The sequence below is a fragment of the Streptomyces sp. NPDC001880 genome (assembly GCF_053594575.1).
In genome coordinates, this window is sequence record NZ_JBSFET010000074.1 from 18,775 (window position 1) to 31,853 (window position 13,079).

Annotated in this window: 12 protein-coding genes; 4 read left to right on the top strand and 8 right to left on the bottom strand. The window is 69.9% G+C overall.

Annotated elements, in window-relative coordinates:
* The first annotated feature begins 60 nt into the window (after positions 1-60).
* Together ACWCQ6_RS28055 and ACWCQ6_RS28060 are read left to right on the top strand one after the other, a co-directional pair.
* Complete coding sequence (locus ACWCQ6_RS28055) at positions 61-2,169, top strand: hypothetical protein (RefSeq protein ID WP_451093802.1); 2,109 nt, start codon at positions 61-63, stop codon at positions 2,167-2,169.
* Complete coding sequence (locus tag ACWCQ6_RS28060) at positions 2,162-3,727, top strand: hypothetical protein (RefSeq protein ID WP_451093804.1); 1,566 nt, start codon at positions 2,162-2,164, stop codon at positions 3,725-3,727. Before ACWCQ6_RS28055 ends, ACWCQ6_RS28060 begins: the two co-directional genes overlap by 8 nt.
* 7 nt (positions 3,728-3,734) lie before the next feature.
* Here ACWCQ6_RS28060 and ACWCQ6_RS28065 read toward each other — a convergent pair whose 3' ends face one another.
* The 8 genes from ACWCQ6_RS28065 to hemL all read right to left on the bottom strand — a co-directional run bounded on the left by ACWCQ6_RS28065 (position 3,735) and on the right by hemL (position 12,259).
* On the bottom strand, positions 3,735-4,262 hold the full coding sequence (locus ACWCQ6_RS28065) for a hypothetical protein (RefSeq protein ID WP_451093806.1): 528 nt from the start codon (positions 4,260-4,262) through the stop codon (positions 3,735-3,737).
* Between the two features lie 50 nt (positions 4,263-4,312).
* Positions 4,313-5,407, bottom strand: coding sequence for a c-type cytochrome biogenesis protein CcsB (gene ccsB, locus ACWCQ6_RS28070; RefSeq protein WP_451093808.1), 1,095 nt, complete (start codon positions 5,405-5,407; stop codon positions 4,313-4,315).
* Positions 5,404-7,188: a cytochrome c biogenesis protein ResB gene (gene resB, locus ACWCQ6_RS28075; protein ID WP_451093810.1), complete on the bottom strand. Its 1,785-nt coding sequence runs from the start codon at positions 7,186-7,188 to the stop codon at positions 5,404-5,406. The genes ccsB and resB overlap by 4 nt, the downstream gene beginning before the upstream one ends.
* 5 nt (positions 7,189-7,193) lie before the next feature.
* The gene (locus tag ACWCQ6_RS28080) at positions 7,194-7,955 is read right to left on the bottom strand and encodes a cytochrome c biogenesis CcdA family protein (RefSeq protein ID WP_451093812.1); all 762 of its coding nucleotides are present in this window, start codon (positions 7,953-7,955) and stop codon (positions 7,194-7,196) included.
* A gap of 4 nt (positions 7,956-7,959) precedes the next feature.
* Complete coding sequence (locus ACWCQ6_RS28085) at positions 7,960-8,571, bottom strand: TlpA family protein disulfide reductase (protein ID WP_451093814.1); 612 nt, start codon at positions 8,569-8,571, stop codon at positions 7,960-7,962.
* A gap of 67 nt (positions 8,572-8,638) precedes the next feature.
* Positions 8,639-9,889: a hypothetical protein gene (locus ACWCQ6_RS28090; protein WP_451093816.1), complete on the bottom strand. Its 1,251-nt coding sequence runs from the start codon at positions 9,887-9,889 to the stop codon at positions 8,639-8,641.
* 334 nt (positions 9,890-10,223) lie between these two features.
* On the bottom strand, positions 10,224-10,946 hold the full coding sequence (locus ACWCQ6_RS28095; protein ID WP_451093818.1) for a histidine phosphatase family protein: 723 nt from the start codon (positions 10,944-10,946) through the stop codon (positions 10,224-10,226).
* A complete protein-coding gene (gene hemL / locus ACWCQ6_RS28100) occupies positions 10,943-12,259 on the bottom strand; it encodes a glutamate-1-semialdehyde 2,1-aminomutase (protein ID WP_451093820.1) in 1,317 nt (438 codons plus the stop codon). Before hemL ends, ACWCQ6_RS28095 begins: the two co-directional genes overlap by 4 nt.
* Positions 12,260-12,377: 118 nt before the next feature.
* Here hemL and ACWCQ6_RS28105 point away from each other — a divergent pair, with 118 nt between their 5' ends.
* Positions 12,378-12,551, top strand: coding sequence for a hypothetical protein (locus tag ACWCQ6_RS28105; protein WP_451093822.1), 174 nt, complete (start codon positions 12,378-12,380; stop codon positions 12,549-12,551).
* Positions 12,548-12,979, top strand: a complete 432-nt coding sequence (locus ACWCQ6_RS28110; protein WP_451093824.1) for a hypothetical protein — start codon at positions 12,548-12,550, stop codon at positions 12,977-12,979. The genes ACWCQ6_RS28105 and ACWCQ6_RS28110 overlap by 4 nt, the downstream gene beginning before the upstream one ends.
* Positions 12,980-13,079: the final 100 nt, after the last annotated feature.

The window sequence follows — 13,079 nt, forward strand, 5'->3', positions numbered from 1 at the left end:
GCGATATCCTCCTGTTGACGATGTGACAGATCGGATGGAGCGTCGACGCCGGGGGATGCTGTGGAGAGAGAGCTGTACGGGCGCGAGGCGATCTTCGGCAATGACGGACTTGCGGCGCGCCTGACCGGCCTCACTCCGTACGGCTCCGCCCGGGTCGTCTACGAGCACCGCGACGACCCCCCGGTCGCCGTGCTGACCGGCGGCCGTGGCATGGGCAAGACGGCCGTCCTCAAGCAGCTGCGCCATCTGTACCGGGAGATCACCCCGGTCGCCCTGGTCGACTGCGAGGCCGTCGTGCCGCCCGAGGACGCGGGCCCCGGCTGGACCCCGGTCACCGGCGCGCTGCCGGAGCTCGCCACCCAGCTGACGGCGAAGGTGCATGCCGCGCGTCCGGTGCAGTTCCCCCGGCTGAGCCTCGGGCTCGTGGCGGTCGCCTCCATCTCCTGGACCCGTGAGGACGAGACGCGGGCCCGGCGGGACCTCCAGTCGCTCGGCCCGATGCTCGCGACCGTCGACGGCCGCGGGGACGCGGCGACCGGCTGGGTCACCAAGGTGCTGACCAAGCTGGCCGCCAGCGCCTTCGACTCGGTGGCCCCGATGGCCGGGATGGTCGCGGAGGCCACGGTCGAAACGGTCCTGGAGGAATCGTTCGGCCGCTTCCAGCGCCGTTCGGCCGACTGGTACGGCAGCTACCCGCACGCGGGCGGCAACGGCCGCATCGGGCTGCGGCAGCTGGCGGTCGATTTCGAGCGCGGCGGCGATCTGCGCCGCCGCGCCGAGGACCATCTGGTGCTGGCGCTGGCCGCGGACCTGGTCGCCGCCTACGGGGGCCTGGCCCGGGGCGCCCGCCGGGGCCGTCCGGTGCTGCTCGTCGACAACGCGCACACACCGCTGGGCCGTCAGCTGGTGGAGCCGCTGCTGCGGCAGCGGGCCGCCGGGGTGCGCGACCGGATCGCGGTGTTCGCCTCCTCGCGGGTCCGGGACCACGAGGGGCTGAGCCATGCGGTGCGGCGGCGGCTGCCGGAAGTGGCGCACACCTCGCACTGGTCCAGGGGTACCGGGGTGACCGCCGGGATCCTGGCCGTGGAGCTGACCCCGCTGGGCCCGGAGGAGGTGCGCTCCGCGTTCGACCGGTACGACCGGGCGGGCCGTATCCCGGCCGGGCTGGCCCGTGGTGTGCACCGGCTGACGGGCGGGCGTCCGCTGGCGGTGGAGCTGCTGGCGCTGGCGGCGGGCGAGGCTCCGGAGCCCGCCTCGCTGGTGCCGGGGTCGCTGCTGGACTGCATGGTGGAGGTGCGCGAGGACCGGGCGCCCACCCTGGTGGCGGACGAGCTGCTGGCGCGGCTGCTGCCGGGGCCCGAGCAGCGGCTGGACTTCCTCTCCGTGCTGGCCGCCGCGCACGGCGAGGACTCGGCGCGGCTGCTGGCGGAGAGCCGGCTGGGCCGGGGGTCGCCGGACGGCGATGTGGCGCTGCGGATGCGCGATGCGCTGCGGGCCGAGGACTGGCCGGTCGGGCCCGGCCACTTCGTCGCCGATCCGCTGCTGCGGGCCTTGCTGCTGCACCGGCTGCGGTTCCAGGACGGCGACCACCCGTCCTACGCGGTGTGGCAGGCGGTGCATGTCTCGCTGCGCGGGGCGTACGGCCCCGGCGGCCGCCGCCCGAGCGCCCCGCATCTGCTGCACCAGAAGCTGGTGCTGGGCGACGCCGAGGCGTGCGTGGGACATCTGCGGCTGCGGTTCGACGAGCCGGACGTGACGGTGTGGCTCGACTCGCTGCGCTTCATCGCCTCGGCGCCGTACCCGCGAACGCGCGGGCACGCCGGCCCCGATCCGCGACGCGCGGTCGCGCTCGGCCGGACCGACAACGCGCCGCCGCGGGGGCTCGAACCGGCGGCCGCCGAACTCCATGTGCAGCTGCGCCGACTGCTGCACGCCGTATGGCTGCTGTCCGATCCACTGGCCCTGCCGGACGAAGAGGTGATCGACAAGATGGCGCACGAACTGCGGCAACTGTCCGGCAGGCATCCGACGGGCAACAGCCTGCTGTGGGACGCGGCGACGCACTGGCCGCGGGACATCAGGGCCTGGCGTCCGCTGTCCATGCCACCGGGAGAACCCGGCGACGGCGGGCCGGGGCGGCAGCGGGGAAACGGAGGCCCCGATGCGTAATCCACTGCGCTACCGCCTCTGGTACACGGCCCGGCAGAAGGTCGTCACCTCGGTCGTGGCCGCCGCCCTGGTGATCACGTCCGGCTGGTACGGCATCGGCCGGCTCACCGCCCCCGAGGACCGCTCCTGCGCCCGGGGCGTCGAGCGGCCACAGGGCAGCGACGAGTGCATCGGCGTCTCCGGCGACGGCTACGACTTCGGGCGGCCGAAGCTGACCGAAGTCGCCGCGGCCATCGCCCGCGAGAACGACGGCCTGAAGCCCGGCCGGTACGCGACGGTCGCGCTGCTGCTGCCGCTGACGTCCACGGACGAGGCGATGCAGACGAAGATGCAGCGCGAGCTCCAGGGCGCGTTCGCCGAGCAGTACCGGGCCAACCACCTCTCCAACGAGCAGGTGCCGAAGATCCGGCTGGTGCTCGCCAACACCGGGAAGAACAACCTGCTGTGGCGGCCGACGGTGGACCGGCTGAAGACGATGACCGGGGCCCCGGACAACCTGCGGGCCGTGTCGGGGGTCGCCACCAGCAGTACGCAGGTCAAGTCGGCCGTCAAGGAGCTGACCGCCGCGCACATCGCGGTCGTCGGCACCACGATCACCGCCGACGACATCGCCAACGGTGCGAAGGGCGACCCGTTCCCCGGCCTGGCCCGGGTGTCGCCGACCAACCGGGACGAGGCGCGCGCCCTGGCCCGCTTCGGGCAGGTCGAGGCGGACAAGGCGCTGCTGGTGCAGGACACCCGTACCGGGGACCACTACACGGACACGCTGCGGGCCGCCTTCACCTCGCTGGTGAAGGGCACCCGCTACCAACCGGAGCTGTTCACCTCGCGCAGCGACCCCAACGACGAGGGCACCACGGCCAACACCTTCCAGCAGATCACTCATCTGATCTGCGACACCGACGCGGAGACGGTGTTCTTCGCCGGACGCCATGTCCAGCTGCGGCAGTTCATCAACGCGCTCGGGGCCCGCGGCTGCCAGAACCGCGCCTTCACGATCCTGACCGGTGACGAGGGCTCGTACCTCGGCAACGACAAGAAGCTCGACCGGAGCGCACTGCGCCGGAAGGTGACCGTCCGCTACGCCTCGCTGGCGCACCCGGACACCTGGGCGGCGGAGAGGGGGAAGGGTCGGGCGGCCGCGGGCGGTTCCCCGGCGGACTACCGCGACTTCCTGGATCTGCTGGCCACGGTGTCGAAGAAGCCCGCGGGCCCGATCGGTCCGACGGATCACAAGGCCCTGACCGACGGCCAGGTGATCATCGCGCACGACGCGATGTCGCTGGCGGTGCAGGCCGTCCGGCAGGCGACCCCGGAGGACAAGCGGCTGCCGCAGCTCGCGGACGTGGGGGAGCAGTGGCCGCGGGTGAAGGGCTCGCTGCGGGTGTCGGGGGCCAGTGGCTGGATCTGCCTGGACAACCACGGCAACCCGTACAACAAGGCGGTTCCGGTGGTGGAGCTGGCGCCCGAGGACGCCAGTCAGCGGTTCGTGTCGATCGCCTGGCCGGAGGGCACACCGCCGGACGAGAAGTGCCTGCCGCCGTCCTCGGCGCCGTGACGCCGCTTCACCGCTCGGCCGCCACGTACTCCTCACGCAGCCCGGCCCACCGGACCGGGGTCCACTTCGACCAGTCCGCGGGGTATCCGTCGAGCGCGTCCAAGAGGTAGCCGAAGTGGTCGTGCCAGCCCGCCAGACAGTCCAGGCGCAGCTCGTCGTCGCCCCGGAACTCATTGGTGAACCGCAGCAGCACATGGTCGCCGCGTGGTGGTTCCAGGTGGAAGCGGATGCGGCCGTGGAGCCCTTCGAGGGTGTACTCGGCGACCCGCTCGATGTCCCAGGCGGTGACGGTGCCGGAGGCGACCGTGGCCCGGTCCTCCTGGTCGGTGTTGAGCCAGCGGAGCGTGATCGCCCCGCCCACCCGCGGTTCGAAGGGGTCGGCGGCGGCGAGCCAGCCGACCAGCCCCCCGGAACTGGCAACGGCTGCCCACACCCGCGGAACGGGGTGGGGCAGCCGCAGCACGAACCTCAGAGTGTGCAGGTCACCATGGGTCTCGCTGGTTCCGGGCTCGATGACGGGGGTCGCATCGGTCATGGTTCCAGCGTGGCCCGGTGGTGCGGGATCCGCACCCGTACGGGACGTGCTCAGACGCCGGCGTAGGAGTGCTTGCCGGTGACGAAGATGTTCACGCCGTAGTAGTTGAAGAGCCAGCAGCCGAAGGCGATCAGCGCCAGGTAGGCGGCCTTGCGGCCCTTCCAGCCCGCGGTGGCGCGTGCGTGCAGGTAGCAGGCGTACGCGACCCAGGTGATGAAGGACCAGACCTCCTTGGGGTCCCAGCCCCAGTAGCGGCCCCATGCGTCGCCCGCCCAGATGGCGCCCGCGATGATCGTGAACGTCCACAGCGGGAAGACGGCGGCGTTGATGCGGTACGAGAACTTGTCGAGCGAGGCGGCGGCAGGCAGCCGGGAGAGCACGGACCGGGCGAACGAACCGGGCTGCCCGCCGTTCGCGAGCTTGCTCTCGTAGCTGTCGCGGAAGAGGTAGAGCAGGGTGGCGACCGCGCCGATGTAGAAGACGGCGCCGCAGAGGATGGCGGTGGAGACGTGGATCCACAGCCAGTACGAGTGCAGTGCGGGCACCAGCTGGTCGCTGTCGGTGTAGAGCCACGTGGTCGCGATGCCGAGGTCCAGCAGGACGGTGGTGACCAGGAGCAGCCCCATCCAGCGGACGTTCTTCTTCAGCGCGAGCAGGGTCAGGTACGCGCCGACCGCCACCGTGGAGAAGGTGATGGAGAACTCGTACATGTTGCCCCAGGGGGCGCGCTGCACGGACAGTGCGCGGGCGATGACTCCGCAGGCCTGCACGAGGAAGGCGAGCACGGTCATGGAGACCGCCATGCGCCCGTAGAGGTCGCCCTTGAACGTGCCGCCGGCCGCGCCGGGCCCGTCCGGCACGTCGCGGGTACCGGGCGCCGAGCGCGTGACGATCTTCGGGCGTTCCAGTACGGCGGTGCCGCCGCCCTTCTGCGCGACCTGCACCTTCACCGAGCCGCCGGCGCCCGCGGCTTCGGCCCCGGCCTCGGTCAGCGCGGCGGCGGTGCGGCCGACCTTGCTGCGGCTGCCGAACACCCATTCCGCGATGTGCGCGAAGAACGCCAGGGTGTAGACGGCCATCGCCGAATAGATCAGCACATTGCTGGTGTGTGCCAGGTTCTCGTTGGTAGCGGCGGCGAGATTCACTTCTCAGCCCCTTCGGCAGGTTCTTCGGAGGATTCTTCGACGGAGTCGGAATCCGGTTCGGGGGATGAACCGGGCTCGGTATCGGTGCCGGGCGCGGTATCGGTCTCGGGCGCTGTGGGCGCCGAGGCGATGAGCGTGACCGCGAGATCGGCCAGCTCCTCGGGAAGCCTGGCGGACTCGCTGCGGCCGAGACCCGCCATTTCGACGACCGTGACGCCGTCCGCACCGGGGACCACCCGCACCCAGACCCGGCGCCGCTGGATGAAGAGCGAGCCCACGAGTCCGGCGATCGCGGCGACGGCTCCGGTGAGCGCCCAGCCGCTGGCCGGCTGCTCCGAGATCTGGAAGCTGGCCCACTCCTGGAGGCCTTCGAAGGTGATGGAGCCCGCGCCGTCGGGCAGCTTCATCGTCTCGCCGACCATCAGGCGCTGCTTGAGCTGCTCGCCGTCGGCGTCCTTGAACTCCTTCATCTTGGACTTGTCCAGCTGGTACACGTTCTGCGCCAGCCCGGAGTCGGGCCCGAGGTAGCCGTGGTAGCCGTTGAGGGCCAGTACGGGCATGTCGGGGGCCGGGAACTGCGAGAACATCGTGCCCTTGCCGTTGCCCGCGAAGGTCGGCACGAAGAACGCCTGGAAGCCCAGCTGGGTCTTCTTGCCGTTCTTGTCGCGGTAGCCGTCGAAGACCTTGATCGCACCGGTCGAGGTGACGTTGTTGTCCCTGGGCAGCAGCGGCACCGCGTTGCGGTAGACCTCCTTGCCCCTGCCGTCCTTGACCGAGACGACCGGCGCGTAGCCGTGCGCGTTGAGATAGACCTTGGTGCCGTCGACGACGAGAGGCTCGTTGACCCTGATGACGGTCTTCTGCGGCTTGCCGTACGCGCCCTTCTCGTACGTCACATGGGCCTCGTAGGTCCTGGGCGTACCCTTCTGGGGGCCGCTGCGCTCGTACGTGCCGGTGAACTTGTCGAGCGTGAAGCTGAACGGGGCGAGCGAGTCGGTGTCGAAGAGCGAGCCGGACTTGAAGTCGTCGTACTGGGTGAGCGTGTTGGAGAAGCCGTCGCCCTCGACGATCAGTTTGCCGCCCTCGGACTTGAAGAGCTGCCCGACGGCGAACGCCACCAGCATCACGATCAGGGCGATGTGGAAGATCAGGTTCCCGGCCTCGCGCAGATAGCCCTTCTCCGCGGCGACCGCGTCGCCCACGGTGTGCGCGCGGTAGCGCCGCTTGCGCATCATCGCGAGCGCGGCCTCGCGGACCTGCTCGGGCTCGGCCTCGGTGCGCCAGGTGGTGTACGCGGGCAGCCTGGTCAGGCGCTTGGGGGCGCCCGGCGGCCGGCTGCGCAGCTGGCCGATGAACTGGCCGGTGCGCGGCACGATGCAGCCGATGAGCGAGATGAACAGCAGGATGTAGATCGCGGAGAACCACACCGAGCTGTAGACGTCGAAGAGCTGGAGCTTCTCGTAGATCGGCGAGAGGGTGGGGTGGGCCTCCTTGAAGGTCTCCACCTTCAGCTCGTCCACGCTGTTCTGCGGGATCAGCGAGCCGGGGATCGCGCCGAGCGAGAGCAGGAAGAGCAGGATCAGCGCGACCCGCATCGAGGTGAGCTGCCGCCAGAACCAGCGGGCCCAGCCGATGACGCCCAGGGCGGGCAGGCCGGCCGCGCTCTCCTCGCTCGGGGCGGTGGAGAGCTGGGAGCCGGCGGCGCCCAGTTCGCCTGCGTTCTCCCGCTCGTCCGGGCGCTCACGCTCCGGGGCGGGGGGGTTGGACTTGGTGTTGCTCATGGAACTCAGATCCCCACCGTGAAGCCGTCGGACCAGCCCTGCAGTTGCTGCATCATCGTGTCCCACACACCGGTCAGCAGGAGAAGACCGGTCGCGATCATCATGACGCCGCCGATGCGCATGACCCATGCGTAGTGCCGCTTGACCCAGCCGAACGCGCCGAGCGCCTTGCGGAAGGCGACCGCTGTGAACACGAAGGGCAGACCGAGCCCGAGGCAGTACGCGACGGTCAGTATCGCCCCGCGCGCGGCGGTGCCCTGCTGCAGGGCGAGGGCACTCACCGAGGCGAGCGTCGGGCCGAGGCACGGGGTCCAGCCGATTCCGAAGAGGGCACCCAGCACGGGTGCGCCCATCAGCCCGGTCACCGGCCTCTTGTGGATACGGAATTCACGCTGCGTCATCCACGGCATCAGCCCCATGAAGAAGATCCCCATCAGGATCATCAGCACGCCGAGGATCTTGGTGAGTATCTCGCTGTGTTCCAGGAGGGTGTCGCCGAAGAAGCCGAAGAGCGCGCCGCCGGAGACGAACACGGCGGTGAAGCCGAGCACGAAGAGCGAGGCACCCGCGGCCATCCGCCCGCGCCGGGCCTGCGCCAGGTCCATGCCGCTGACCCCGGTGACGTAACTGAGGTAACCGGGGACGAGCGGCAGGACGCACGGTGAGAAGAAGGAGACGAGCCCGGCGAGTGCGGCAAAGGGCAGGGCGACGATCAGCGCCCCGTCCACGACGGTCTCGCCCTGGAGTGCGGCAAGGGAAGTGTGCACGGAATCACTTCTCCGCGATCAGCGGGTCGATCATCTGGTGCAGCTTGTCGGCGTCGAGCGCGGTCAGGGAACGGGCGGCGATCTTGCCGTCCCGGTCCAGCACCACGGTCGACGGAATGGCCTGCGGACGCAGCGTGCCCTTGGGGAAGCGGAGCATGAGCTTGCCGGTCGGGTCGTAGAGGCTCGGGTACGGGACCCCGTAGTCCTCCTCGAAGCTGATCGCGGGACCCTTCTTGGCGTCCCGGGTGTTGATCCCGACGAACTGGACGCCCTGGTCCTTCGTCTCCTTCGCCACCTGCGAGAAGTACTTGGCCTCAAGGCGGCAGGGCCCGCACCACGAGCCCCACATGTTCAGTACGACGACCTTGCCCTTGTAGTCGGCGACATCGAGCTGCTCGCCCTGGAGGGTCTCTCCGTCCAGCTTCGGAGCGGGCTTGCGGTCGCCCTTGTCCACGGTGGAGATACCGCCGCTGCCCGTGACGAAGTTCGTGTTGCCACCGCCGCCGGCCTTGTTGCCGTCGCCGCCGCAGGCGGTCAGCGTGAGGGCGAGTGCCACGGCCGCTGCGGGGGCGGCGAGCAGGGTGAAGCGGCGTCGGGGCGCGCGGCCATAGCTCATGTGAAAAGTTTCGCATGGCTGTTCCGGCGATCTCGGGCACCCCCCTCGGTGCCCGTAAAGCCCGTTGTCAAGCCTGTTTAAAGAAGGTGTTCCAGCCGCCTTCGGGGGACTGTCCGACCCCCAGCGTGCGGAGCTTGTCGAGTACGGCCGGGGTCTGGACGTCGAGCCAGTCGACGAACTGCCGGAAGGAGACGAGGCGCACATCCGGCTTCCCCGCGATTTTCTTGATCACTTCCTCGACGGCGTCCATGTAGATGCCGCCGTTCCACTCCTCGAAGTGGTTTCCGATGTAGAAGGGCGCGCGATTCGTCGAGTACGCGCGGTTGAAACCGGCGAGGTACGACTGGGTGGCCTGCTTGCGCCACTCGGGGTAGCGCGAGGGCATGCCCTTGGTCGAATTCTGCGACTGGTTGGCGAGGATGTTGTAGTCCATCGAGAGGACCTCGAAGGTGTGCCCGGGAAACGGCATGGCCTGGAGCGGCAGGTCCCAGACGCCCTTCCGCTTCTTGGGCCAGACCTGGGTGCCACCGGGTGAGCTGGCGTCGTACCGCCAGCCCAGCTTGCTCGCCGTGGGCAGCAGATTTTCCTGGCCGAGCAGGCAGGGGGCGCGGCCGCCGACCAGTTCCTTGCGGTAGTCGAAAGGCAGTGGATCGAGGTCGGTCCAGCCGGTGTTCGTGCGCCATTCGGTGACGAAGGAGACCGCCTGATCGATTTCGCTCCGCCACTGGGCGGAGGACCAGTTCGCAACCGATCCGGAACCGCTGCAGAAATGCCCGTTGAAGTGGGTGCCGATCTCGTGCCCGTCGAGCCAGGCCTGACGGACGTTCTTCAGTGTCTCCTTTATGTGACCGTCGGTGAGATATCCGATGTCGGAGGCGCCGACAGGGTTGTTGGGCGGCCGGTACATGGACTTCTTCGACTCGGGCAGCAGATAGAGCCCGGACAGGAAGAAGGTCATCGCCGCTTCATGTTCCTTGGCGAGTTCCAGAAAGCGCGGGAAGAGTCCGTTGCCGACCTCGCCCGCCCCGTCCCAGGAGAAGATCACGAACTGCGGCGGCGTCTGACCGGGTTCGAGCGGGACCGGCTTGGCGGGCTGATGCGGCTGCTTCCCGGTGTCCGCGGTGGAACCGTCCCCGATCTTCCGAACGTCCTTCTTCTCGGACCCGGTTCCGCGAGTGCTTCCGTCGGAACCCTTCTCCCCCGTGGTCCCCGACCGGCCCGTGCCCGAGGAGCCGAAGGTGCCGCAGCCCGCCACCCCGATGGCGGCAGCGGCTCCAAGCCCGGCTCCGAGCAGACCCCTTCGGCTGATGTCGCGCATGATTACCCCATCTGCGGTCGTTTTGCATTAAGTCCATACAAACTGCCGATCGCTTAGATGGCGGAATCAACACGAGGGTTCCTCGGATTAACACATGATTCTTTGCGTGACCAGGCCTCAGCCATGACCGAACGCGTGACCTGGCAGGTGACATGGGGGCGGGAGCAGCGCTTCGACCACCACCGAGGACAGCACTCGCCAGGCGTGCGAAAAATCGCCGGACGGGCGAAAAATCAAGCCCGTCCGGCGATTGAGGACAAAGTGCCGACCAAGGACAATCCGGCAGCCGGGCCCGGGGCCCCCGCGCCCCGCCCCCGCCGGCCCCGTGGTCCGGCTACGCGCCGAACGCCTTCGACTTACCCTTCACCGGCTTCGCCCCGGCCCTCAGATGCGCCGGCACCAGGTCCCGTGCCGGCTCCGAGTACCCGACCGACACGATCTTGTCGCCCTGGTACGTGAAGCTGGTCAGCGACGCCAGCGTGCACTGCCGCTTGCGCGGGTCGTGCCAGAGCCGCCGCCGCTCGACGAAGCTCCGCACGATCCAGATCGGCAGCTGGTGGCTGACGCAGACCGCCTCGTGGCCGCAGGCCGCGTCGCGCGCGGCGTCCAGCGCGCCCATCATCCGTACGACCTGCTCGATGTACGGCTCGCCCCACGACGGCCGGAACGGGTTCGTCAGGTGCTTCCAGTTGTCCGGCTTGCGCAGCGCGCCGTCGCCGACGCCGAAGGTCTTGCCCTCGAAGACGTTGGCCGCCTCGATGAGCCGCGCGTCGGTGGCCAGCTCCAGGCCGTGCGTCTTGGCGATCGGCGTGGCCGTCTCCTGGGCGCGCTCCAGCGGGGAGGCGACGACATGGGTGATGTCGCGGCCCGCGAGGTGCTCGGCGACCCGGTCGGCCATCTGCCGGCCGAGCTCGGAGAGGTGGTAGCCGGGGCGGCGGCCGTAGAGCACGCCCTCCGGGTTGTGCACCTCGCCGTGCCGCATCAGGTGAACGACGGTGATGTCCTTGCCCTCGCGGCCTCCGTCTTCCTTTTCCTTGCGGTTTCCGTTCTCGCTCATGCGGTGGCCTCCGAGGCGGCGCGGGCGGCGGCGGGCAGGGCGTCGGCGATGCGCTCGACGGCCTGCGTGTCGTGGGCGGTGGAGACGAACCAGGACTCGAAGGCCGACGGAGGCAGGTAGACGCCCTGCGACAGCAGCGAGTGGAAGAAGGCGGTGAAGCGGAAAGCTTCCTGCTGCTTGGCGTCCTCGTAGTTCCGCACCGGGCGGTCGGTGAAGAAGACGGAGAACATGTTGCTCGCCGCCTGCACCGTGTGCGCCACGCCCTCCTTGGCCAGCGCCTCGCTGACCAGGCCGCGGATCTCCGCGGAGACCGCGTCCACCTTGGCGTACGCCGCGTCGTCGAGCAGCCGCAGCTGGGCGAGACCGGCGGCGGTGGCGATCGGGTTCCCGGAGAGGGTGCCCGCCTGGTAGACGGGGCCGGCCGGGGCGAGGTGGGCCATCACGTCCGCGCGCCCGCCGAAGGCCGCGGCCGGGAAGCCGCCGCCCATGACCTTGCCGAAGGTCATGAGGTCGGGCCGCACCCCGTCGACGCCGAACCAGCCGGCCTTCGACGTACGGAACCCGGTCATGACCTCGTCGGAGATGTAGAGCGCCCCGTTCCCGGCGCAGAGCTCCTTGAGTCCGGCGTTGAAACCGTCCAGCGGCGGTACGACGCCCATGTTGCCCGGCGACGCCTCGGTGATCACACAGGCGATCTCGCCGGGGTGCGCGGCGAACGCCTCGCGTACGGCGTCCAGGTCGTTGTACGGCAGCACGATCGTGTCGCCGGCCTGCGCGCCGGTGACCCCGGGGGTGTCCGGGAGGCCGAAGGTCGCGAGCCCGGAACCGGCGGCGGCGAGCAGCGCATCGACGTGGCCGTGGTAGCAGCCGGCGAACTTCACCACCTTGGCCCGGCCGGTGAACCCGCGGGCCAGCCGGATCGCGGACATGGTCGCCTCGGTGCCGGACGACACCAGCCGCACCTGCTCCACGGGCTCGACCCGGGCCACGATCTCTTCGGCGAGCGCGACCTCGCCCTCACCGGGCGTACCGAACGAAGTGCCGCGGGCGACGGCCTCCTGGACTGCGGCGACGACCTCCGGGTGGGAGTGGCCGAGGATCATCGGCCCCCACGAGCACACGAGGTCGACATACTCACGGCCGTCGGCGTCGGTGAGGTACGGCCCGCTGCCGGACACCATGAAGCGGGGCGTACCGCCCACGGCCCGGAAGGCACGGACGGGGGAGTTCACGCCGCCGGGCGTCACGAGGGACGCGCGGTCGAAAAGCGTCTGCGAAACTGGGGCGTCATAGGGAAAGCTCACACAAGCCATGGTGTCAGAGCCACGGACGGTCTTGCGGACAGGTGTTTCACCGCACGTCCGCGGGGGAGGTCACTGACACGGTGATCGGGTTGCGCGGCGGGGGCTGTGTCTCCTAAGTAGTAGTCGGGTGGATGAGATATGCATCGCGGTGGCGGAGTGGGCGAAGGGACCGGCGACCTGGGGCCCGAGCCTGCCCGGCGGGGTCGGCACCGGCGTGAGGCGGAGCGCGAGCAAGGCATACGGGCCGGTGGTACGCAAGGTGGCGAAGCCGGAAGCAGGAGTGGTGGCCGGGTGGGGGTGACCTACAAGTACTTCGGTGCCCCCGACGGGGCCACCGCGGCACGCGTGCCCATTTCGATGCGCCCCGAGGAGCTCGGCGGCGACGAACTGGGCATGGGCGGCATGTTCACCAAGATCAAGCCGGAGACGGTGGCGGCGATGGTCCTCACCGGAATACAGGGCATACCCCTGCACAGGGTCCCCCCGCTGGAACTGGTCGTGCTGCACCCCGACTACGCGGTGGTCAAGCTCCCGATGACGGTCGTCGACCCGCTGCGCGGCGTCGGTGAGGAGTCGGTGGGTGCCGCGGCGTTCATCTGGTCCACGGTCCCGGACCGCGGCGGCCCGCGCGACGCGTTCAACGTGTACCAACTCCTGCACGAGTGGCAGGACTTCTCGCACCGGCTGCACGACGCGGGGCACCAGGCGTACTGCCTGGTCTGGCCCTGACCGGGGCCCGTTCGCCTTCCCACGGCTTCCGCAACGGCGAACCGGTCCGCGTCGTCACCCGGCGAGGCAGCGAGGTCTTCCCCGCGCTGGTCACCGAGGC